Genomic DNA, 18897 nt, shown 5'->3' with positions numbered 1-18897 from the left:
GATGCAGTTCGGACGCACCTACGAGGAGTTCGAGGTCGGGGCGACGTACAAGCACTGGCCGGGCAAGACGGTCACGGAGTACGACGACCACCTGTTCTGTCTCCTCACCATGAACCACCACCCGCTCCACCTGGACAGCAACTACGCCGAACGGACGACCGACTTCGGCAAGAACGTCGTCGTGGGCAACTACATCTACTCCCTGCTGCTCGGCATGTCCGTGCCGGACGTCTCCGGCAAGGCCATCGCCAACCTGGAGATCGAGTCGCTCAAGCACGTGGCGCCGACCTTCCACGGTGACACCGTCTACGGGCAGACGACCGTGCTCGACAAGTGGCCGTCGAAGTCGAAGAACGACCGCGGGATCGTCTACGTCGAGACCAAGGGCTACAAGCAGGACGGCACCCTGGTCTGCGTGTTCCGCCGCAAGGTGATGGTGCCGACCGAGACGTACATCAAGGAGCGCGGCGGCGAGCAGCCGGGCCGCCCCGAGCTCAAGGAGCAGGAGAAGTAGCCATGGCGCGACTTGCCCAGACCGCCGGTCTGACCGACATCCAGCAGGAGATCCTCTCCACCGTCCGCGACTTCGTGGACAAGGAGATCATCCCGGTCGCGACCGGGCTGGAGCACCGCGACGAGTACCCGCAGCAGATCGTCGACGGCCTCAAGGAGCTGGGCCTGTTCGGTCTGATGATCCCCGAGGAGTACGGCGGTCTGGGCGAGTCGCTCCTGACGTACGCCCTGTGCGTCGAGGAGATCGCCCGCGGCTGGATGTCGGTCTCCGGCATCATCAACACGCACTTCATCGTGGCGTACATGCTCAAGCAGCACGGCACGCAGGAGCAGAAGGACCACTATCTGCCGAGGATGGCGGCCGGCGACATCCGCGGCGCCTTCTCCATGTCGGAGCCGGCGCTCGGCTCGGACGTCTCCGCGATCACGTCGAAGGCGGTGAAGGACGGCGACGAGTACGTCCTCAACGGTCAGAAGATGTGGCTGACGAACGGCGGCACCTCCTCGCTGGTGGCCGTTCTGGTCCGAAGTGACGAAGGACACCCCGAGGGGACCGCCCCCCACAAGTCGATGACGACCTTCCTGATCGAGAAGGAGCCCGGCTTCGGTGAGGTCCGCCCCGGCCTGACCATCCCGGGCAAGATCGACAAGATGGGTTACAAGGGTGTCGACACCACCGAGATGATCATGGATGGCCTGCGCCTTCCCGCCGATCGCGTGCTCGGCGGGGTCACCGGCCGAGGTTTTTACCAAATGATGGACGGCGTCGAGGTGGGCCGCGTGAATGTCGCGGCGCGTGGCTGCGGCGTCGCCCAGCGCGCCTTCGAGCTGGGCGTCTCGTACGCCCAGCAGCGGCACACCTTCGGCAAGCAGATCGCCCAGCACCAGGCGATCCAGTTCAAGCTCGCCGAGATGGCTACCAAGGTCGAGGCCGCTCATGCCATGATGGTGAACGCCGCACGCAAAAAGGACTCCGGGGAACGAAACGACCTTGAGGCAGGGATGGCGAAGTATCTCGCCTCCGAGTACTGCAAGGAGGTCGTGGAGGACGCCTTCCGCATCCACGGAGGCTACGGCTTCTCCAAGGAGTACGAGATCGAGCGCCTCTACCGCGAGGCCCCGATGCTGCTGATCGGTGAAGGCACCGCAGAAATCCAGAAAATGATCATCGGGCGCAGGTTGCTCGAGGAGTACCGGTTCCAAGGCTGATTGTCCGGGTTGGGGGTGTTTTCTTCGAGAAGAAGATCACACCCCGTCAACTTCCCCCTGCCGTCGACTCGGCTTCCTTGCTTACCCAGTTGTGGCCCCGAACCGCTACGATCGCGGAAAGCCGCCGTCCCCCCGTCGAAGCGCGGCATCATCCGCTACGAAGGTCATCCATGCCCCACAGCCAAACCTCTGCACACCGCGACAGCCTGGTAGGCGCACGCCTCGCGCGCGGAGCATCGCCGTGGCTTCTGCCGACCGTCGCCACCGCAGCCGTCAGCCTGCTGCGCGCCCGCCGCTCGGGTGCCGCCAAGGCCGTCGCCGTGCCCGCCACCGCTCTCGCGGCGGGCATGCTGTGGTTCTTCCGCGACCCCGAGCGCGAGATCGCCCCGGGCCGGGTCATCTCCCCCGCCGACGGTGTGGTGCAGAGCATCATGCCGTGGAAGGACGGGCGCACCCGGGTCGCGATCTTCATGAGCCCGCTCAACGTCCACGTCAACCGCGCGCCGCTGGCCGGCACCGTGACGTCGGTCGAGCACATCCCGGGCGGGTTCGTACCGGCGTTCAACAAGGAGAGCGAGAACAACGAGCGCGTCGTCTGGCACTTCGACACCGAACTCGGTGACATCGAGATGATCCAGATCGCAGGGGCCGTCGCCCGCCGCATCGTCCCCTACATCCCCGAGGGCACGAAGGTCGAGCAGGGTGAGCGGATCGGCCTGATCCGCTTCGGCTCGCGCGTCGACGTCTACCTCCCCGAGGGCGTGGACGTCGCGGTCGAGGTGGGGCAGAAGACGGTGGCAGGGGTGACTCGCATTGACCGTGATTGACCCGGAGACCCAGGCGGGCTGGGTGCCCGAGGCCGACGAGGTGGACGACGAGGAGGAGATGCCCCTCTCTCTCCGGCTGTCGATAGCGGACACCCTCACCCTCGGTAACGCGACGTGCGGATTCATGGCGGTGTACTTCACCACCACGGGCATCCTGATCCCGCACCTCACCGGCAGCCAGGAATCCGGCATGGCCCGCCACAGCGCGGCCACGGCGGTCATCCTGATGCTCTGCGCGGCGGTCTTCGACCTGTTCGACGGCCTGGTCGCACGCAAGCTGCGCTCCTCCCCCATGGGCGCGGAACTGGACAACCTCTCGGACCTGATCAGCTTCGGTCTGGCCCCGGCGTACTTCGTCCTGGTCTACGGCATGGTCGCCGACGACGCCCACCAGCGGGTGGCGGCGGTCGGCGCGATCGTGGTGCTGCTGGCGGTGGTGCTGAGGCTCGCGAGATTCTCGTGCGTCACCGTCAAGGACGGCACCTTCCAGGGCATGCCGTCGCCGTTCGGGGCGCTGACGGTCGTCTCGATCGTGCTCCTCGAGCTGCCGTTCGTCGCCACGCTCATGGCGATCATCGGCACCGCCTGGCTGATGGTGAGCCGGGTCGAGTACCCGAAGCCGCGGGGCCGCCTCGCCGGCGCGATGCTCACCTGGATCGTGCTGTCGATGGGCCTGCTGGCGGCCTGGGCGTTCGACGCGCCGAGCGGTCAGCTCCTGCTGCAGACCGGTTGCGCGCTTCAGCTGGTCATGGGCGCGGTCATCCCGCTGTTCGCCACGGCTCGCCGGGTGAACAACTTCCGCGACAACCGGCGTGAGGCACGGGCGGCACAGCTGCCCTGATCTTCGCTCCACCGCTTGACGGGTGCGGCCCGGACCTCGAAGGTCCGGGCCGCACCCGTTCGGCGTTCAAGGACGTCCGCCGTGTGCCCTTGCACCGTCAACTACCGGATATCAGCGCGCGGTTGCAGAGGGTGAGGAAGAGGAGGACGGTGGAAGCAGGGGGGATTGTACGAGAATCACCCCTTTTTCACCTTTCGGGAGATGGCCATGCCCTCACTCGTCCTCAAGGAACATCTGGTAGCGCACGTCTCGAAGATCCCCGCGAACTTCAACGACCCGGTGCAGCTCCCCGTCAGGGAGTACGACGGCACCCACGGCAGCAACCCGCACAAGCCGGTCCTCATGCTGCACGGCAGAAGCGTCCCGGCACTGGCCGGCTTCGACCTGGCACCGGTGCCCGACGGACACGCCACGCGGTACAGCTGGGCCCAGGAACTCGCGCAGGACGGTTACGACGTCTTCGTCATGGATCTCCAGGGGTCGGGCCGGTCTCCACGCCCGAAGGTGATGGACGAGGCGTGCAACGCCAATCCCGCGCAGCAGCAAGCGGTCCTCGTCCCCCATCCGCTCCCGGAACCCTGCTCGGTCCTCCCCCCGTACCCGCACGAGCTGGGCAATACGGAGAGTGAAGCGGCCGAGCTCGAAGCGGTGGTCAAGTACATCAGGGCCCTACCCGGCCTGGACAAGCCGATTCGTTTCGTCGGCTGGTCCGCGGCCGCGCTCGTCATGGGCCCCTACACGCTCCGGCATCCCGAGGACGTCGAGAGCCTGTTCCTGCTCGCCCCGGTGTTCCCGCCGAAGGGGCGGTGGTCGGGAAACCCGGCCGATCCCTTCGGACGCCCCTCCGGTGTGTCGACGCTGCCCGTGTCCCTGCCGGCCAACCAGTTCGGCTTCCCGATGCACGTCGCCGGCAAGACCGGGTTCAAGACGTCGCTGGCGAGCACCCCCGCCCTGTGGGAGCCCGGCATCGACGAGCGCGCATGGGACGCCTGCGTCCAGGACGACCCCGTCGGCAGCAAGTGGGGCCCCGAAGAGGCGCCGGGCGTGTACGAAGGGGTCCTGCGCTACCGGAACACCTACTCGTGGGGCTGGAACAGCCAGACCGCGCCGTACGAGAACCCGGTGGGCACGCGGGTGCTCGGCAAGCGGATCCCCCTGCTCATCGCCTACGGGGAACTGGACCGGACGGCGAACAGCCCCGCGACGTTCCCGGACGTCCTGCGCTTCTCCGTGCCGGCCCTCTACGACGCCGTCAAGGGACCGAAGACGCTGATGTTCTGCCTGGCCGGCGCGGGCCACTCCCTGGTCTGGGAGACCACCGCGAAGACCGTCCACCACTTCTCGAAGCAGTGGTTCAAGAACAGCAAGGTGGAGGGCCTCGCCAACGGCAGCTACTTCAGGGAGACCGACGGCGAACTGATCCCCCTGCCGTAGCGCCGCCGCTCAGCTCAGGAAGTCGCGGCCGATCCGTTCCGCCACCCGCTCCAGGATCGGCCCGGCTTCGGAGATGCACCTGGCGATGTCCGGCTCGGCATCCGTCAGCGGATACGCGCGGCGGATCCCTGCGCGGCCCAGCGCCGCCGGCGGCAGCGCGAGGCGGCCGCAGACGGCGACGACCTCCTTGCCGGCCGCCCGGGCGGCCGCGGCCACGCCCGCGGGGGCCTTGCCGTGCAGGGTCTGCTCGTCCAGCGAGCCCTCACCGGTGATCACCAGCTCGGCCCGCGCGAGCGCCGACGCGAAGCCCAGCACGTCGAGCATGACCTCGATGCCGGCGCGGAACCGGGCGCCGACGAGCAGCGCCCCGTAGCCGATGCCGCCCGCGGCGCCCGCGCCCGGGGCGGCGGCGTACTCCGCCGCCTTCGACCCGAGCTCCGACTCCAGCACCTTCGCGTAGTGCGCGAGCGCCGCGTCCAGCGTCTCGACGTCGTCCGGCGAGGCGCCCTTCTGCGGGCCGTACACCGCCGGTGCGCCCTTGGGGCCGGTCAGCGGATTGTCGACGTCGCTCGCCAGGACCAGTTCCACGGAGGCCAGCCGGGGGTCCAGCTCCGACAGGTCGGCGCGGGCCAGCTCGGCCAGACCGCCGCCGCCCGGCGCCACCGGCTCGCCGTCCTCGTCGAGGAACCGCGCGCCGAGCGCGGACAGCATGCCGGCGCCCCCGTCCGTGGTGGCGCTGCCGCCGACCCCGAAGACGATCGTCCGCACACCCGCGTCCAGCGCGGCCCGCAGCAGCTCGCCCGAGCCGTACGTCGATGCGGTGAGGGGCGCGAAGACGCCGGCCGGGAGCCGCTGGAGGCCGCTCGCCTCCGCCATCTCCACGACCGCGGTGTCGCCGCGTACCGCGAACGCGGCGGTCACCTCCTGCCCGAGCGGCCCGGCGACCCGTATCTCCCGCCGTTCGAAGCCGGCCGCGACCGCCGCGGCGACGGTCCCGTCACCCCCGTCGGCGACCGGCAGGGCCTCCACCTCGACGTCCGGCACGGCCCGGCGCAGCCCGGCCGTCACCCGCTCGGCGACCTCCACGGCCGTCAGCGAGCCCTTGAACTTGTCCGCGGCCACGAGCACCCGTCGGGTGCCCCGCACTGGAACGTCCGTCACCTTGCATCCCCTTGCTCTCCGGGCCCCGCGCACGTCAGGGCCAGTCGCGCCGCTGCGACCTTAACCTCAACGCGCCCCCGCCGTCATGCGGTGCCCGGACCCTGGAACAACGCTGAGCGGCGTCTGTGCGGCTGCCGCAGCCCTCGCGCGCCTCCCCGGAATCGGGTAGACCGGACGCATGACCCCTGTGGGCGGCGAACCGGAGCTCGCCGACCGTGTCCTCGGGGGCTGGCTGGGCCGGATCGCGGGCAACATGCTCGGCAAACCGGTCGAGCAGGGCGACCTGTGGACGCGCGAACGCATCGACCGCTATCTGCGGCGGGCCGCCGCCCTGCCGCTCACCGACTACCTGCCGGAGCCGGCCACCGAGGAGGACGCACTGCGGCTGCGCCCGGAGTGGCGGGCGTGTGTGCGGGGCCGGATCCACGGCAGCTGCCGCGACGACGACGTCGACTACGCGATCCTCGGACTCGACCTCCTGGAGACCCACGGGTTCGGCTTCAGCACCGAGCAGGTCGGCGACCTGTGGCTGCTGCGGCTGCCGTACCTCCAGACGTTCACCGCCGAGCGGGCCGCCTACCGCAACCTCACGGCCGGGCTGAAGCCGCCGCTGACAGCGACGTACGACAACCCGTACCAGGAGTGGATCGGCGCCCTGATCCGCGCCGACGTCTACGGCTGGACCTGCCCGGGGCTCCCCCGCCGCGCCGCCGCTCTGGCCCGCCGGGACGCGGTGCTCTCCCACACCGGCAACGGCGTCTACGGCGCGATGTTCGCGGCGGCGCTGATCGCGGCGGCGTTCACCGCGCCGACGGTGCGCCACGCGCTGGACGAGGCACTGGCCGTCGTCCCGGCGAGCAGCCGGCTCGCCCGGACCGTGCGCCGGGTCGCCTCGCTCCACGACACCGGCATGACCTGGGAGGACACGCTCACCACGGTGACCGAGGAGACGGCGGGCCTGGGCTGGATCCACACCGTCCCGAACGCCGCCGTCCTGACCGCCGGACTGCTCTACGGCGACGGCGACTTCACCCGGACTCTCACGCTCACCGTGCGCGGCGGCCTGGACACCGACTCCAACGGCGCGACGGCCGGTTCGGTGGCCGGCGTCCTGTGCGGCGCCTCGGCGATCCCGCCCCGGTGGACGGAGCCGCTGGAGGACACCGTGCGCAGCGCGGTGTTCGGCTTCGACGGCGCCCGCATCAGCGAGCTGGCCCGGCGCACACTGCGGCTGGTCGAGGTGCGGGACCGCGCGGCACCGATCTGAACCGGTACGCGGCCGGCCCCGGCGCGCCACCGCCGGGCGCCTCGTCGAGGAAGCCGTGGCCCGCCGCCCTTACCCTTCCCGGACGAGTGTTCCGGGCGCGCCCTGCTTCGCGACGTAGACCGCTTCCCCGCCCCGTGTCCCGGCCGGCGCCGCCGCCGCCGCGATCTTCCGGGACGCCGAGGGGGCCGCGCACCGCGAGAGGCTTCAGGAGTTCGGTCTCGACCGCGGACCCGGACGGCTGCTCGCGCTGGGCCGGGTGCTCGGTCCGGACCGGCCGCCCCTGGTGGCGTACGTGTACGACGGCGGGGTCCTCGGCGCGGACGGCCTCGAGGCCATCCGGCTCCGGGAGGCGGAGTTGCCGTCCTGGCCGCTGGTCGCACGCGAGGGGCTCACGGACCGCCTGCCGGGACCGCTGGGCCACCGGGTGCCGACCACCCTGGACGCGCTCGCCGACGGCTCGGCCACGGCGGAACCGGAGGACGGCCGCCCCGCCCGCCGATCCCCGGCCCGCCGACCACCCGCCCGTTCAGCCCTCGACATCACGCGGCTTGGCGTCCACCTCGCGCAGGCCCTCGTCCCGGACGGCGGTCCTGGCCTCCGTGCGATGGCCGCGCTCGATGTAGTCGCGCACCACCAGTTCGACGGCGTCCTGCGGGTTGCCCACACCGGTGAGCACCATGACCTCGACGACGAGAGCGGCGTCGAGCGAGACAGCGACCTTGGCCATGCCGGGACGGTAACACCGGCCGGGGCGCCGCGATATACGCTCGCGACCCGGCGGCCGACCGGCCTACCCTCGCACCCATGAGCAAGCCCCTCGTCGCCATCCTCAGCGGGGCCGGTGTGTCCACGGACTCCGGCATCCCGGACTATCGCGGTCCCCAGGGTGTGTGGCGCGAGGATCCCGAGGCCGAGAAGCTCGTCACGTACGACTACTACATGGGCGATCCGGAGATCCGACGGCGGTCGTGGCGGATGCGGCAAAGGATGCAGGCGCTCACGGCCGGGCCGAACGTGGCGCACCGGGCCGTGGTCGAACTGGAGCGGTCCGGTGTACCGGTGCGGGTCATCACCCAGAACGTGGACGGGCTGCACCAACTCGCCGGGATGCCCGTGCGCAAGGTGCTCGAACTGCACGGCAGCGCGCGGAGTGTGGTGTGTACGCGGTGCCACGCCAGGGGGCCGATGGAGGACGCGCTGGCCCGGGTCGAGGCCGGGGAGGCGGATCCGTCGTGCCTGACGTGCGGCGGGATCCTGAAGCCGGCCACCGTGATGTTCGGCGAGCGGCTCGACCCGGTGGTACTGGGCGAGGCCGTCGCCGTCACCAAGGCCTGCCAGGTCTTCGTCGCCGTCGGCACGAGCCTCCAGGTCCAGCCCGCCGCCGGTCTGGCCGGTGTCGCCGCCGACCACGGTGCCCGGCTCGTCATCGTCAACGCCGAGCCGACGCCGTGCGACGAGATCGCCGACGACGTCGTCCGGGAACCGATCGGGACGGCGCTGCCGAAGCTGCTGCGGGAACTGGCGGGGACGGGGATCTGACCGGGGCCGAACGAGGCCGCCACGGTGCTCACGGCCGGTGCGTCGGCGGTGAGCGGCGAGGACGGTGCGCCCCTCCCCCTGGGACCCGGGCCCTCACGCCCCGAGCGGGAAGAGGGGCAGGGGCGTGTCGCCGGAGGCGGTGCCGCCCTCGAAGCCCAGCAGGCGCCGCTTGCGGTCCAGGCCGCCGCCGTAGCCGGTGAGGCCGCCGCCGGCCCCGATCACCCGATGGCAGGGCACGATGATGCCGACGGGGTTCCTGCCGTTGGCGAGGCCCACCGCGCGGGAGGCGGTCGGATTGCCGAGCGCTTCGGCGAGTTCGCCGTAGGTACGGGTCTCGCCGTACGGGATCTTCCGCAGTTCGGCCCACACGGAGCGCTGGAACGGGGTCCCGTGCAGGCGGAGCCCGAGGCTGAACTCCGTCAGCGCGCCTGTGAAGTAGGCCTCCAGTTGCTCCTGTACGTCGCCGAGGAGGGTGTCGTCGCGCGGGCCGAAGCTCTCCTCGGACGGGCGGTGGCGCTGTTCGGTCATGTAGAGGCCGCACAGGACACCGTCGTCGGCGACGAGTGTGAGCGGGCCGTACGGGCTGTCGACGATCGTGTGCTGTTTCACCGGGGTTTCCTTACACGGGCAGGAAGTTGATCGGGTGGCTGTCGGTCGCCCAGAGGTACTGGACGGCGTACGCCCGCCAGGGGCGCCAGCCCGCCGCGCGGGCGGTGAGCGCCGCCGGGGTGGAGGGCAGGCCCAGCTCCTTCGCGGCGCGCCGGATTCCGAGGTCGGTGGGGAGGAACGCGTCGGGGTCGCCGAGGGCGCGCATCGCGATGACGTCGACCGTCCAGGGTCCGAAGCCGGGCAGCGCGAGCAGGAGGTCGCGCGCCTTCGGCCAGTCGCTCTCCACCCCCAAGTGCAGAGTCCCGTCAGTCAGTTGACCGACGAGCGTGGTGAGCGTGGTGCGGCGGGTGCGGGGCATCGCCAGCGTGTCGGGGTCGACGGCGGCGAGCGCCCCGGGGGTCGGGAAGAGGTGGGTGAGACCGCCCTCCGGGTCCTCGACCGGTTCTCCGTGCGCGGCGACCAGACGGGCAGCGTGGGTGCGGGCGGCCGCCGTGGAGACCTGCTGACCCAGCACGGCGCGTACGGCGAACTCCGCCTCGTCGACCGTACGGGGCACCCGGCGGCCGGGAGCCTTGTCCACCAGGGGCGCGAGCAGCGGATCCGTGCGCAGCTGGTCGTCGATGGCTACCGGGTCGGCGTCCAGGTCGAGCATGCGCCGGCAGCGGCTGATCGCGACCGTGAGGTCACGCAGGTCGCTGAGCGTGAGACGGCAGCCGATGTGGTCGGAGTTCGGGGTGAGGGCCACGATGCCGTGCCCGTACGGCAGCCGGAGCGTGCGCCGGAACGCGCCGTCCCGCCACTCCTCGACGCCCGGGACCGCGGTCGCGGCGAGGTGCCCGAAGAGGTTGTCGGGGTTGAGCGGGGCACGGAAGGGCAGGCGCAGGGCGAGCGTGCCGGGCGTGGCCGGGCGGGCCGGGGGGCCCTTGTGCGGGACGCCGGCCCGCAGTTCGCTCGGGGAGAGCGCGAAGACCTCGCGCACGGTGTCGTTGAAGGTGCGGATGGAGGCGAAGCCGGACGCGAACGCGGCGTCCGCCATGGGCAGTTGGGTCGTCTCGATGAGCAGCCGAGCGGTCTGGGCGCGCTGCGCGCGCGCCAACGCGAGCGGCCCCGCGCCGAGTTCGGCGAGGAGTTGGCGCTCCACCTGGCGGGTGCTGTAGCCGAGGCGGGCCGCGAGTCCGGGCACGCCTTCGCGGTCGACCACACCGTCGGCGATCAGCCGCATGGCGCGGGCGACCAGGTCGGCGCGCTGGTTCCACTCCGGTGAGCCGGGCGTGGTGTCGGGCCGGCAGCGCTTGCAGGCCCGGAAGCCGGCCTGCTGACAGGCGGCGGCACTCGGGTGGAAGACCATGTTCTGCGGCTTGGGCGGCACGACGGGGCAGCTGGGCCGGCAGTAGATGCCGGTGGTCAGGACCGCCGTGAAGAACCAGCCGTCGAACCGCGCGTCCTTGGACTGCACGGCGCGCACACAGCGCTCGCGATCGGTGTACATCCCGTTCTGCATACGTCCAGCATCGACCGGTCGCCGGTCCGGCGCTGGCGAGAATCCGACATCGACCTCGCGTGGCCTGCACCGCCCGCGGGTTCCTGCGGAGGGTGCCTTCCCCCGGGCCCTCAGCCCGTCCTGTCCTGCCAGGACGCCAGCGACCAGATCACGAACACGTCGATCGCCATGACGACGATCGACCAGAGCGGCTCGTAGGGCAGGAACAGGAACTGGGTGACCAGGCTCAGGGCGGCGAGGAAGATGCCCGCGAAGCGTGCCCGGGCCATGCCCTTGAGGAGGGCGGCGCCGGTCGCCGCCGCGACGACGCCGAGGACGAGGTGGATCCATCCCCAGCCCGTGAGGTCGAGTTCGTAGGCGTACGAGCCGACACGGGCGTAGACGTCGTCCTCGGCGACGGCCGCGATGCCCTGGAGAACGGCGAGCACACCGCTGCACAGCAGCAGGATCCCGGCGAAGAGGACGCCCCCGGCCGGGCTGTCGTGCGCCGTGGCGGGTCCGGAAGGGCCGCCGCGCGGCGTGGACCAGGCGGTGCCGATCTCACCGTGCGGTTCTCCGGTCGGGGAGTGCGGGCTCATACGGGGCTGTCCTTCCGGCGTGGCCGGGTCGCGAGGAAGTCGACGATCCCCAGCGCGAAGAGCAGGGCGAGGGCGAGGCCGACCACGACCCAGCCGGTCGGATACGGCCACAGGAGAAAGGCCAGGACGGCTCCCGCGGCCAGGATCCAGGTGAGCCAGGTGCGGTAGCGGTCGACGAACGGGCCGACGGGACCGGTGCGCAGTCCGGCGTGATCGGCGGTCCCGCGCACGGCGCCGATGCCCGAGTGCCACAGGCGCCGCACCAGGGCGGCGTGACGGCCGGGCCCGGTCAGCCAGGCGGCGACCGCGATCACCACGCCGAGGGCCACCACCGAGCGCACGGAGGTGCGCAGGAAACGGGTGAGGGTGTCGTACACGGACCCGGCGGCCGGCTGGGAGACGCCGGCCGGGAGAGCGTCCAGGTAGACGACCCGGAAAACGGTCAGCGCGACGCCCAGCAGGAGCGTGGCGAAGGCGAAACAGAGGGCGGCGACGATCAGGACCCGGCGGCGGTGCGCCGAGACCAGGACGCCCGCCGCCACCAGCAGGACCGCGATGACGGGCAGCCAGAAACCGGCCAGCTGCAGCAGCCGGAAGTACGTCTTCACCTTGCCGATGTCCTCGGACCTGACGACCGTGAAGTCGGTGTGGATCTCGGGGATCTTCCCCGCGACCGTCATCCCGGAGTCGACGAGCCGTTGCTTGACCTGGTCGACGACCGGGGCGAGGTCGACCGTCACCGTGTCGTTCTCGATCTTCACCGCGCCGCCGCCGCTGCCCGTGAGGGCCTTCTCGACGGCACCGTGGATCCTGCGGTTGGCGTCGGTCCAGATCTTCTCGAAGGCGTCCGAGGCCACGACCGCCTGCGCCTTGTCGTGCACGAAGCTGCGGACGGCGCTCTCGAGCGAGGGACCGAGCCTGCCGAGGGCCTTCTCCAGCAGGGGACGCTGGGCCGGGGCGGCGTCCTGGAGGAGTGCGGTGAGGTCGAGTCGTTCCATCACCGCGTTCGTGACCCGGGTGGCGGCCGCGTTCTGGACGTCCTTGTCGGAGGCCAGCGGGCGGACGGTGTCGACGTAACGGCCGGTGTCGCCCACGATGCTCGAGGTCCAGGCCGCCACCACGCCCAGCGGGGCCAGCACGCAGCCGAGGACGATGAGGACCACCGCGACGATCGAGCGGACGCGGTGGTGGCTGGGGCGGCGGGTGCGCTCCTCCTCCAGTGCGGCGATGCGGGCCCTGAGTGTTTCCAGCTCCGCGTCGGCGGAATCACCGCTGTCCGGCATGGCGGGCTCCCTCGCCGTCGATCACCTCCGGCCCGGTCGGGCCGGTGGATGCCAGCACATCCCGGCCGTACGGCGGCGGCGAACGGGGCGGGGCCGTTCGGATGAACGACCCCGCCCGTACGGAGGCCCGCTACATGTTGATCATGTGTCCGGCCAGTCCGTGGACGGCCTCCTTGACGGCCTCACCCAGCGTCGGGTGGGCATGGACGTTGCGGGCGACCTCGTGGACGGTGAGATCCCACTGCTGGGCGAGGGTCAGCTCGGGGAGCAGTTCGGTGACGTCGGGGCCGATCAGATGACCGCCGATGAGCTCGCCGTGCGTGGCGTCGCTGATCAGTTTCACGAAACCGGTGGTGTCGCCGAGGCCGTGCGACTTGCCGTTCGCGGTGAACGGGAACTTCGCCACCTTGACGTCGTAACCCTTTTCCCGCGCCTGGGCCTCGGTGTAGCCGAAGCTGGCGACCTGGGGCTGGCAGTAGGTGGCGCGCGGGATCATGGCGTAGTCCAGCTCCATGGTCTCCGCGTCGGCGAGGGTCTCGGCGGCGATGACGCCCATGGCCTCGGCGGCGTGCGCGAGCATCAGCTTCGCGGTGACGTCACCGATGGCGTAGATGTGCGGGACGGAGGTGCGACAGCGGCCGTCGACGTCGATCGCTCCGCGCTCGGTGACCCGCACACCCGTGTTCTCCAGGCCGTAGCCGGTGACGTTCGGGGCGAAGCCGATCGCCTGGAGCACCTTGTCGGACTCCAGGACCTGCTGGGCGCCGTCCTTGCCGGTGACCGTGACGCGGACCCGGGGACCGGACTCGTCGATGGACTCCACGCGGGTCGAGGTGAGCACGTCGATGCCCAACTTGCGGTACTGCTTGGCCAGTTCGGCGGACACCTCGGCATCCTCGAGCGGCGCGACCCGGTCCAGGAACTCGACGATCGTGACCTTCACGCCGTAGTTGTGCAGGACGTACGCGAACTCGATGCCGATGGCGCCGGCGCCCGCGATGACGATCGACTGCGGAAGGTCGTCGGCGAGGATCTGCTCCTCGTACGTCACGACGCGGGCGGTCCGGCGGGTGCCGGGGAGCAGTTTGGGGGTGGCGCCGGTGGCGATGATGCAGTGGTCGAAACCGATGGTGCGGGTCTCCCCGTCGTAACCGGTTACCGAGAGGGTGTGGTCGTCGACGAACGTGCCGCGGCCGTCGAACTCGGTGATCTTGTTCTTCTTCATCAGGTAGTGGACGCCCTTGACCCGGCCGTCGGCGACCTTGCGGCTGCGGCGGTACGCCTCTCCGTAGTCGAAGGAGACCTGCCCGTCGACCTTGATGCCGAAGGTCTTCGCCTCCCGGGTGAAGATGTGGGCGAGTTCGGCGTTGCGCAGGAGGGCCTTGGTGGGAATGCAGCCCACGTTCAGGCAGACGCCGCCCCAGTACTTCTCCTCGACGACGGCGACGCGCTTGCCCAGTTGGGCGGCGCGGACCGCGGCGACGTAGCCGCCGGGGCCGGCGCCTAGGACCACGACGTCGAAGCGTTCGTCCTGCTCGGTCATGGATTCGATTCCTTTTCCGTGGAGTGCGATACGGGTGATGCGTGCTGCCGTTCCGATTCTCGCGCGCCGCCGGGGAGAATGTGTGAGTGATCGATCACTGCTGTGCCGAGATGACCCGCCAGGCCGACCGGCGATGCGGGACGCACCCCGACGTCTTCGCCTGCCCGGACGCACTGGTGCGGTACGAGCCGAAGTTCCGGGAGTACGGCCTGATCGTCCACGACGGAGGGTCGGCCTACCGGGAGATCGCCTTCTGCCCGTGGTGCGGCACACGTCTGCCGCAGTCGCGACGGGACGGGTGGTTCGACGCCCTCGAGGCACGGGGGATCGATCCCTGGGAGGACCGGGTGCCGCCGGAGTTCGAGGACGAGCGGTGGCTGCGGGAAGGCCCGACCGACCCGGCGGCGCCGGCCGGCCAGGACCCACCGCCTTCTCGCTGAAGCGCCCGAAGGAACGCCGGCGGTACGGGTACGCGGTCCGGCGGCCATGGCCGTACCCGTGTCCGTACCGCCGGCGGTGGTGGAGCCGGTCTGACGCGGTGGAGCGGTGGAGTGGTGGACGCGGTGGAGCGGTGGAAGCGGTGGAAGCGGTGGAAGCGGTTACTCGGAGGTTGCCGTGGGCCGTCGTGACGCGGCCGTCGCCTTGCCGACGTCGGTCAACGGCCGGAGCCGGTAGGTGTACGCGTAGTCGCGGTCGGCGAAGAGCTTGAACTCGTCGTGCGTGTGCGCGCCCCAGCTGTTGTCACCGCCGACGCCCATCTGCCGGTGGTTCAGCCGCAGTACGACCTCCTTGCGAGGCGTGAGCTGGTAGTCGTGGCGGGCTCCGACGGACAGGTCCTCCGGGGTGAAGTGCGAGGCGTTGAACTCCAGCAGCGGCTCGCCGGAGACCAGCAGCCCGGTGCCGTCGCCGTCGGTGAGGGCGACCCAGCGGACGTCGGTCTTGTTGCCGTTCTCCTGGGGCCTCAGATAGGAGGTCCACTGCCCGCTGACGGTGCCGGAGTAGCGGCCCACGTCGGTGGCGTCGTTGCGGTCCCAGTGGTTCTCCTCGGGGCCGCGACCGTAGTAGTGCAGCTTCTCCAGTCGGGCGGGCAGGAACAGCAGCGTGCCGATCTCCGGGATGTACGGCAGGGAGGCGGCTCCCGGGTGCAGGGTGTTGTCCACCTTGATCTCGCCGTTTCCGAAAACGGTGTAGGTGGTGGTGTACGTCGATTCCGTCGTGGTGGGCAAAGTGCCGGCGATCTTGATCTCGACGGCCCGGTCACGCAGAGCCCGCACGCTCACCTCGGTCACCTTGCGACGCGCGCCGGCGTCGCGCCAGGTCTGGTTGCGGGTGTGCTGCCCGTTTCCCCGGTCGTTGTCGGTCGGGGCACGCCAGAAGTTGGGGGCCGGTCCCGAGGAGATCAGACGGGCGCCGTCGGCCTCGTAGGAGGTGATGACGCCGGTCTTCTTGTCGACGGTCACCGAGAAGGTCTCGCCCTCGACGGTGACCGATCCGGCGCCGTCCCGATGGCTGAGCGCCGGGACGCCGGCCAGCGGCACGGGTGTGACCGCGGGGCTCCCGGCGTCGACGGCCAGTTGCAGCCTCGCCACCTCGAAACCGGACTTCGCCCACTTCGTCGTCTCCCGGGTGGTGAACGACAACTGGAGGAAGTACTCGGCGCCCGGCGCCGGGCGGTCCGGCAGCTCGAAGGGCACGGTGACGTCCTTGCTCGACAGCGCGGCCACGTCGAGTTGGGCACGGCTCAGCTTTCCGCGCCGGACCACTTCACCGTCCCGGACGAGCTCCCACCGTCCGTCGAATTCGCGGAGGTTGGTGAAGAGGTACTCATTGGTGAGGGTGATCGCCGCGCCGGGTGCGAGCAGGTCGCCGGAGGCCGGTGCCGCGCCGACGGCCTGGTAGATCCGCTTGGCCTCGGCGGACTTGCCGGTGGCCCCGCGGTCGGCGGTGACGATGCCGTCGCCGGAGAAGGCCCCGTCGTTGGGGTTGTCGCCCCAGTCGCCGCCGTAGGCGCGGAAGAACTTCTCGCGGGGACGCTTCTCGGTGAGGCCGACGGTGGCGGCGTCGAACCAGAACCGGACGCCGTCGTCGTCGGGACCGCGGTCGCCGGAGGCCAGTTCGGCCGCGCTCAGCGCCCGGGCGTACACGTGTGCCCGCCGGACGGTGCCGCTGAACTCCCGGGTGGGGTTGTCGACGTCGGTGGCCAGGGACAGCGGCGCGGTGTTGTTTCCGGGGCGCACCGTGGTGGTGCGGGTGGCCCGGACCGTGCCGTCGACGTACAGCGTCAGCGTGCCGGCCGTCGCGTCGAAGACGCCCGCGACCTGGTGCTCGGTGCCGGTCCAGCCGTCCGGCAGCGCCCAGCTCGCGGTGATCCACTGGCCGCTGCCGTAGATGAAGAACTCGAGGGTCCGGTTCGTCTGTTTCAGGGCGTACTGGGTGTCGCCCTTCGCGAGGATCGGCTGGTGGTAACCGGTTACGCGCGGGGTGATCCAGGCCTCCAGCGTGAGGGAGCCGGTGAGGTCCAGCGCGGTGTCGCGGGCGAAAACGGTTCCGCCGGAGACGCCCTCGTCGCGGGTGAAGCTGCCGCCGGAGGCGATGAGTTCGCCCCTGAGCGCGGTGGGCCCGGTCTCGGTGAACAGCTTGCGGACGGGGGTGGGCCAGTCGAGGGCCTGGTCGACGAAGTCCCAGATCCAGCCGCCCTGGAGCACGTCGTGACGGCGGATCAGGTCCCAGTACTTCTTGAAGTTCCCGCTGGAGTTCCCCATCGCGTGGGAGTACTCGATCATCACGTACGGCCGGGTGTCGGTGGTGTCCTTCGCCCGTTGCTCGACGCGCGCGGGAGCGTCGTACATCTCGGAGCGGATGTCGCTGATGCCCGGGCGGTCGTCGCCCTCGTACTGGATGACACGGGTGGTGTCGTAGGAGCGGATCCAGTCGTGCATGGCGTTGAACGTGGTGCCCCCGCCGGCCTCGTTGCCGAGGGACCAGATGACGACCGACGCGTGGTTCTTGTCGCGGTGGACCATGTTCTGCGCGCGGGCCACGCACGCCTTCGTCCACTCGGCGTGGTTGCCCGGGTACTCGCCCCGGATGCCGTGGGTCTCCAGGTTGGTCTCGTCGACGAGGTACAGGCCGTACTCGTCCGCGAGTTCCAGCCACTGCGGGTTGTTGGGGTAGTGCGAGGTGCGGACGGAGTTGATGTTCAGCCGCTTGATGATCCCGATGTCCTCGACGAGGTCGGCGCGGGTGAGGGCCGAACCCCGGGTCGGGTGCATCTCGTGCCGGTTGGTGCCCCGGAAGGAGACCGGCTTGCCGTTGATGCGCATCAGGCCGTCCTTGAGCGCGAACTCGCGCAGACCCACCCGGTGGGAAAGGGTTTCGATCACCTTTCCCGACGGGTCGCGCAGGCGGAGCACGGCCGTGTAGAGGTACGGATGCTCGGCCGACCACAGCCGTGGCGCGGGCACGGCCTTGGCGGCCTGGACGGCCGTCTCCTCCCCGGCGCCGAGCGCGACGGTCTGCTGGAGGGGCCGGGACCACACCGGATGTCCGCTCGCGTCGTACAGCTGCGTTTCGACGGAGTACCGGCCGGCGCCCTGTCCGCCGTAGTCCCGCACGTTCGCGGTGACCGACAGCTCGGCCGCCTCGTGGTCGTCGCTCAGCGGGGTGTCCAGCCTGAAGTCACGCAGGTGCACGGCGGGTGTGGAGAACAGGTAGACCGAGCGGAAGATGCCGCTCAGCCGGATCATGTCCTGGTCCTCCAGCCAGTCGCCGTCCGAGTAGCGATAGACCTCCACCGCGATCTGGTTGGTGCCCGGCCTGAGGTGCGGGGTGATGTCGTACTCGGCGGGGTCGTAGGAATCCTCGTGGTAACCGACCAACTCGCCGTTGATCCACACGTAGTGGGCGGACTTGACCCCCTCGAAGTGAAGGAACGTCCGCCGTCCCGCCCAGCCGCGCGGGACGGTGAAGGTGCGACGGTACTGACCCACGGGGTTGTAGCGGGTGGGGGCGGCCGGCGGCTGCGCCTCCTCCCCCAGTCCGTTGGCGCCCCACCACGGGTAGGTGATGTTGATGTAGATCGGACGGTCGTAACCGTGCAACTGCCAGGCGGCGGGGACCGGGAGGGTGTCCCAGCCGCTGTCGTCGACGTCGGTGCGGTGGAAGTCGGGGTCCCGGTCGTCGGGACGGTCGGCGTGGGCGAACTTCCAGATGCCGTCGAGGCTCAGCCGGTAGGGCGAGCGGGTGCGGTCGGCGGCGAGCGCCTGGGGGAGGTCCGCGTACGGCATCAGGGTGGTGTGCGGGGCTTCGGTACCGAGCCGGAAGACGTCGATGGCGCCGTTCCACTCCGGGGTGCCGTCGGCCGCGACGGCCCGGTGAGCGGTGGACGGCGCGGCCAGGGCGAGCGCGCCGAGGACGGCGGCCGACCCTTCGAGCAGACGACGACGGCTGACGACCGCCCGCCGGGGGTGATCCGGTTCCACCCACTGGGGGCGGTCCGGCCGGTCCATGGACGACACGTGCGGGTGCGACATGACCACGACCTTCCTCGGGGCGACCCGTGCGGCTTCGCACGGACGGAGGGTGCGTCAGAT

Annotated in this window: 16 protein-coding genes; 8 read left to right on the top strand and 8 right to left on the bottom strand. The window is 70.7% G+C overall.

Annotated features, from left to right (window positions below; all coding sequences use genetic code 11):
* The first annotated feature begins 1 nt into the window (after position 1).
* The 5 genes from QF030_RS32730 (at position 2) to QF030_RS32710 (ending at position 4824) form a co-directional block, all read left to right on the top strand.
* Positions 2-514, top strand: coding sequence for a MaoC family dehydratase (locus tag QF030_RS32730; protein WP_307166175.1), 513 nt, complete (start codon positions 2-4; stop codon positions 512-514).
* Positions 515-516: 2 nt separating this feature from the next.
* Positions 517-1722 (top strand): acyl-CoA dehydrogenase family protein, encoded by a 1206-nt coding sequence (locus QF030_RS32725; RefSeq protein WP_307166174.1) that lies wholly within the window; start codon positions 517-519, stop codon positions 1720-1722.
* 170 nt (positions 1723-1892) lie between these two features.
* Positions 1893-2549: a phosphatidylserine decarboxylase gene (locus QF030_RS32720; protein WP_307166173.1), complete on the top strand. Its 657-nt coding sequence runs from the start codon at positions 1893-1895 to the stop codon at positions 2547-2549.
* Between the two features lie 22 nt (positions 2550-2571).
* The gene (gene pssA, locus QF030_RS32715; RefSeq protein ID WP_307167767.1) at positions 2572-3390 is read left to right on the top strand and encodes a CDP-diacylglycerol--serine O-phosphatidyltransferase; all 819 of its coding nucleotides are present in this window, start codon (positions 2572-2574) and stop codon (positions 3388-3390) included.
* Positions 3391-3591: 201 nt separating this feature from the next.
* Positions 3592-4824, top strand: coding sequence for an alpha/beta hydrolase (locus QF030_RS32710; RefSeq protein ID WP_373428840.1), 1233 nt, complete (start codon positions 3592-3594; stop codon positions 4822-4824).
* Positions 4825-4833: 9 nt separating this feature from the next.
* Here QF030_RS32710 and QF030_RS32705 read toward each other — a convergent pair whose 3' ends face one another.
* Positions 4834-5952, bottom strand: a complete 1119-nt coding sequence (locus QF030_RS32705) for a glycerate kinase (protein ID WP_307167765.1) — start codon at positions 5950-5952, stop codon at positions 4834-4836.
* A gap of 211 nt (positions 5953-6163) precedes the next feature.
* Here QF030_RS32705 and QF030_RS32700 point away from each other — a divergent pair, with 211 nt between their 5' ends.
* Positions 6164-7252 carry an ADP-ribosylglycohydrolase family protein gene (locus QF030_RS32700; protein WP_307166172.1) on the top strand — a complete coding sequence of 363 codons (1089 nt, stop codon included), beginning with the start codon at positions 6164-6166 and terminating at the stop codon, positions 7250-7252.
* Between the two features lie 526 nt (positions 7253-7778).
* Here the strand turns inward: QF030_RS32700 and QF030_RS32690 are convergent.
* The gene (locus tag QF030_RS32690; protein WP_307166171.1) at positions 7779-7979 is read right to left on the bottom strand and encodes a DUF2191 domain-containing protein; all 201 of its coding nucleotides are present in this window, start codon (positions 7977-7979) and stop codon (positions 7779-7781) included.
* Positions 7980-8056: 77 nt separating this feature from the next.
* On the opposite strand from QF030_RS32690, the gene QF030_RS32685 reads away from it, so the two are divergent.
* Positions 8057-8791, top strand: a complete 735-nt coding sequence (locus tag QF030_RS32685; protein ID WP_307166170.1) for an SIR2 family NAD-dependent protein deacylase — start codon at positions 8057-8059, stop codon at positions 8789-8791.
* Between the two features lie 93 nt (positions 8792-8884).
* Here QF030_RS32685 and QF030_RS32680 read toward each other — a convergent pair whose 3' ends face one another.
* From QF030_RS32680 to lpdA, 5 genes are all read right to left on the bottom strand, one after another.
* Positions 8885-9400, bottom strand: a complete 516-nt coding sequence (locus QF030_RS32680; RefSeq protein WP_307166169.1) for a methylated-DNA--[protein]-cysteine S-methyltransferase — start codon at positions 9398-9400, stop codon at positions 8885-8887.
* 10 nt (positions 9401-9410) lie between these two features.
* Positions 9411-10901: an AlkA N-terminal domain-containing protein gene (locus tag QF030_RS32675; RefSeq protein WP_307166168.1), complete on the bottom strand. Its 1491-nt coding sequence runs from the start codon at positions 10899-10901 to the stop codon at positions 9411-9413.
* Positions 10902-11011: 110 nt separating this feature from the next.
* A complete protein-coding gene (locus QF030_RS32670) occupies positions 11012-11479 on the bottom strand; it encodes a DUF7144 family membrane protein (protein WP_307166167.1) in 468 nt (155 codons plus the stop codon).
* Positions 11476-12762, bottom strand: a complete 1287-nt coding sequence (locus QF030_RS32665) for a hypothetical protein (protein ID WP_307166166.1) — start codon at positions 12760-12762, stop codon at positions 11476-11478. Before QF030_RS32665 ends, QF030_RS32670 begins: the two co-directional genes overlap by 4 nt.
* A gap of 130 nt (positions 12763-12892) precedes the next feature.
* Positions 12893-14305 carry a dihydrolipoyl dehydrogenase gene (lpdA, locus tag QF030_RS32660; RefSeq protein WP_307166165.1) on the bottom strand — a complete coding sequence of 471 codons (1413 nt, stop codon included), beginning with the start codon at positions 14303-14305 and terminating at the stop codon, positions 12893-12895.
* A gap of 86 nt (positions 14306-14391) precedes the next feature.
* Between lpdA and QF030_RS32655 the strand changes: the two genes are divergently transcribed.
* Positions 14392-14745, top strand: coding sequence for a DUF6980 family protein (locus QF030_RS32655; protein ID WP_373428839.1), 354 nt, complete (start codon positions 14392-14394; stop codon positions 14743-14745).
* Between the two features lie 159 nt (positions 14746-14904).
* Here QF030_RS32655 and QF030_RS32650 read toward each other — a convergent pair whose 3' ends face one another.
* The gene (locus tag QF030_RS32650) at positions 14905-18813 is read right to left on the bottom strand and encodes a glycoside hydrolase family 2 TIM barrel-domain containing protein (RefSeq protein ID WP_307167764.1); all 3909 of its coding nucleotides are present in this window, start codon (positions 18811-18813) and stop codon (positions 14905-14907) included.
* Positions 18814-18897 lie beyond the last annotated feature (84 nt).

The organism is Streptomyces rishiriensis (genome assembly GCF_030815485.1).
Classification (GTDB): domain Bacteria; phylum Actinomycetota; class Actinomycetes; order Streptomycetales; family Streptomycetaceae; genus Streptomyces; species Streptomyces rishiriensis_A.
The sequence above is the reverse complement of the archived record's forward strand: the minus strand, read 5'-3'. Positions and strand labels throughout refer to the sequence as shown.